At 38.1% G+C, this 278-nt stretch carries 1 protein-coding gene; it reads right to left on the bottom strand.

Translation table 11 applies throughout. The features are described 5' to 3' along the window. Positions 1–278: MBL fold metallo-hydrolase (locus ACSG5Z_RS32645; RefSeq protein ID WP_435713014.1), on the bottom strand; the 278-nt coding region annotated here is incomplete at both ends.

Consider the following 278-nt stretch of genomic DNA (forward strand, 5'->3'; position numbering starts at 1 on the left):
ATACATCACCAGAAAATACAGCATTCGCCTCTTTACAATAATAAGAAATACTGCCTGGAGAATGTCCTGGCGTCTCAAAAATCTCAACATTAAATGAACCAATTGCTAATGCACCTTCTGCATCAATAATATGATCTGCTGGTTTTGCTGTAATACTGCGATTCATCATAAAAATTTGAGAGCCAGTTACAGTTGCATCGCCTAACCAATTTGCTTCTTCTTTATGTACGTACACAGGAATATGAAAAGCGTCTCTTACCGCGTCAACAGCACCAATA

It is taken from the genome of Bacillus pretiosus (assembly GCF_051294775.1).
In the GTDB taxonomy this organism is placed as follows: domain Bacteria; phylum Bacillota; class Bacilli; order Bacillales; family Bacillaceae_G; genus Bacillus_A; species Bacillus_A wiedmannii.